The sequence below is a fragment of the Streptomyces sp. WAC05374 genome (assembly GCF_004353505.1).
Classification (GTDB): domain Bacteria; phylum Actinomycetota; class Actinomycetes; order Streptomycetales; family Streptomycetaceae; genus Streptomyces.
Window position 1 is genome coordinate 1 of sequence record NZ_SMNQ01000040.1, and the last position, 3,157, is coordinate 3,157.

Below are 3,157 nucleotides of genomic sequence, written 5' to 3' on the forward strand. Positions count from 1 at the left end.
ATTGGCGTACTCCTGAAGCTCTCCCCAACTCTGGAAGAGCACAAGCTCGGGGTGGGTGGTGCGGCGGCCGGCTTTGAGGTCGGCCGCGGCGCGGGCGAGTTCGTCGAGGGTTCTGCCGCCGCCGTTGAGCGCGACACGCTTGTTCTCGGCGAGCAGTTTCAGGATCTCGATGACTGTTCCGGCGTTGGTGCGGCACAGCACGGCAGCCGGATGCGGCAGGGGACCGATTGTGGTCTCGATGGACGGCGTTCCCTGGAGCCGGAGGGGTGAGCGCACGATCGACAGCCAGCGGTTGGCCTCCGTGGCGAGAGCGGGACCGAACCGGAACGACTGAGAGAGGGTGAGCTGTCTGCCGTCGAACGTGGACATCACATCTCTGGCTCCCCTCCAGCCGTAGATGGCTTGGGCGGAGTCCCCTACCAGTACCAACTGTGCGTGCGAACGCTGGGCCGTGAACACCTTCTCCAGTACAGGATTGGTGTCTTGGGCCTCGTCGAGCAGAACGTAGTCGGCCCGGATCTGCGGCTCCTTGAGCGCCCAGATCTTGAGGTAGTGGTCGTGCTCGAACTTCACGACGCCGGTATGGGGGTTCTGCAGGTCTTCCCAGGCACGCCGGGCGTATGGAAGGACGACTTCGACCAGAACGGCGTGCAGGGTGTCCGTCTCCAGGCCTCGGAGGCGTGGCACGTGGTGCGCCTCGATCTCCGTGTCTGCGGAGTAACAGAACCGCTTGACGGTACGGAAGACGGTGTAGGAAAGGGCCTTGTTGGTGACCACCCTGTCGCCCATGCGGATGCGCAGGTGGGGGGCGATACCGATACGTAGGCCGACCTTCCAGCCCGGCTCACGGGGAGTGCTCAGGCGGTCGGCGTACTGATGCCCCACTTCGCGGAGGGCGAGCGAGTGGCCCGTATGGCAGGCCACGTGCGAGGGAAATCCTCGTGCGGCGTCGTCGACGATGGACCTGTTGTAGGCAAGGTAGACCGCGCGCCGTAAGTCGCTGGCGGCGAGCATCCTCAGCGTGGTCGTCTTGCCGGTGCCGGCACCTGCTTGCAGGACCAGGTGGTCTCCGGAGCGTTTGGCATCGACCGCATGTTGCTGCTCGTGGGTGGGAGTGGGAGTGGGAGTGGGGGTGGGGGTAGTCGGTTGCGCGGGATTGGGAGCGCCGCTCTGCGGGTGATTGGCCTTGAGTCGGACGATCCACTCCTCGGCTGCCACGATGGCTTGCTGGACGACTTCGGCAGGCGTTGTGGGCCGAGTGACCGCGTCAACCCGCTGGTTGAGGCGGCGAATGACGGCGAGGCGCTGTAGGCCCGTCATAGCGGCGAGCGATGACACCAACTCGCTCAACGTCCGCTCAGCTTCCATGTCACACACCCCCGTTGCTGTCCCACACGTGCCGCGACAGTAACGGAAAGATCACGCATGGTGGGAAGCTGTGGACAAGTAGCCCCAGGCAGGCGCGAATGCCCACCGACCCCCGGTGCTTGCCGACGCGCAGAGCCTGGGCCACGACGATACGGATGCGCGTCGGCGAGTGCCGGGGCCAGCGGGGTCCAGGGGCCGGCGAAGGCCCCTGGTACCACCGGGCTGTTGACCCACGTTCCCGGCGGGTGGGGAAGGAATGGCGTGAGCTCCCTCTGTAGTTAAGAGGGGAGCTGCCGAATGAGGCCTCTGAGCTGGGGCTTTATGAAAGCAAATGTCGGTGGCCACCGACATTCAGGGGCGGTGAATGTCGGTGGGCGCCCACATTCGCACGCGAAAGTTGCGTCTGTTCGCAAGATTGTGGCGAGAGTTGCGGATGGTGGCATGTTTCGTTGGTGGGGGTGTGGCTGGTGAAGCTCGGGTGGTCTGGCTGCTTGGCTGGTGATGTCGGCGGGCGTCGACACAAACATGCGACTGGAAGCAAGGCTTCCGGCGCGTACATGCGGATGGACGCAACTTTTGCCGTAAGGTGCTCGGCACCTGTACGCGAAAGGATCATGAAATGGCACCAGCAGCCCAGTCGGCACGACGCCTGAGTCGGGCCCCAACGCAGGGCGGGCGGCCCGTGCTTCAGCCGGCCGGGGCGGACAACAACGCCGACCTCGCTCGGGTGATCGCGGAGCAGTTCGGCAACGGCCCGGTGCACGAGGTGAAAACGGTCGTCTACCGGCGGGCGCCACACGATTTCCTGGGTGAGGAGGGATACTCCCTCGTCAGCAACTACTTCCTGCGCCGCGTCCTGCCGTACTGCCTGACGCACCACATCATCAGCCCGCTGCAGGGGGCCATCCTGTCGAACATGATCGGCAGGCAGCGGAAGGGGAAGATCCAGACCACCCACGCGGAGATCGCCGAGGACCTGGGCGTACAGCGGACGAGCATCGGCCAGCCGCTCGACCGGCTGTGCGAGATGAACCTGCTTCGTAAACTGAAGCGCAGCACGTATGAGCTGAATCCACGCGTCGCGTTCAACGGCAACGGCAACGAGCAGGCAGACTTCCTGGCCAAACTGCGTGCCTTGCAGCTCGAGAGCAACTTTCCCGACGAGCTCGGGGAAGGCTTGACGTTGTTCTCCAGGACCGAAATCGGCTGACAGAAGGACTTGCCATGCTGATGACCACGACAGGACTGATCGGCATGCTCCACAAGCTGGAGCTCACGCCGACCGCCATCAACGTGCTTTCCGTGATGTTCGAGCGCTCGGAGCCCGGTGGTGTCGTCGACATGAACCAGGCCGACATCGACGCCGTGCTCGGGGTCGGCCAGGCCTCCATGAGCCGGGCGATGAGCCTCCTTGTGGACCGGGGGCTGGTGCTGCGGTCCGGCAACGGACGCGGGCACCGGTACGCGCTCAACCCGGCCATCGCGGGCTACTCCTCCGAAGCGGAGATGCAGAAGGAGATGACACAGCAGCTCGCCACGGGTGGGCCCCCGCCGATCCTGGTGCCGGAGTACCAGAAGCGGCCTCCGAAGGCCGGCTCGGGCGGGCTGCACGCCGTGGCGTAGGTCTGGGGAGAGGGAGGGGGGAGGGAGGGAGGAAAAGGGCAGACAGAGAGGGGAGAAAGGAAAGAGGAAAGGGGGAGGGAGGAAAAGAGGGGGGCCCCGCCCGGGAACCCTGCCGGGAGCCCTGCTGTGAGCCTTGCTGGAAACGCTGCGCATGGCGAATGTCCTG

General features: G+C 65.2%; 3 protein-coding genes. 2 read left to right on the forward strand and 1 reads right to left on the reverse strand.

The window, feature by feature from the left end; translation table 11 throughout:
• Positions 1 to 1,368: UvrD-helicase domain-containing protein (locus E2B92_RS32395; RefSeq protein ID WP_235024083.1), on the reverse strand; the 1,368-nt coding region annotated here is incomplete at its 3' end.
• A gap of 619 nt (positions 1,369 to 1,987) precedes the next feature.
• Here E2B92_RS32395 and E2B92_RS32400 point away from each other — a divergent pair.
• Positions 1,988 to 2,578, forward strand: a complete 591-nt coding sequence (locus tag E2B92_RS32400; RefSeq protein ID WP_126889500.1) for a replication/maintenance protein RepL — start codon at positions 1,988 to 1,990, stop codon at positions 2,576 to 2,578.
• 20 nt (positions 2,579 to 2,598) lie between these two features.
• Positions 2,599 to 2,991, forward strand: coding sequence for a MarR family transcriptional regulator (locus E2B92_RS32405; RefSeq protein WP_160159817.1), 393 nt, complete (start codon positions 2,599 to 2,601; stop codon positions 2,989 to 2,991).
• Positions 2,992 to 3,157: the final 166 nt, after the last annotated feature.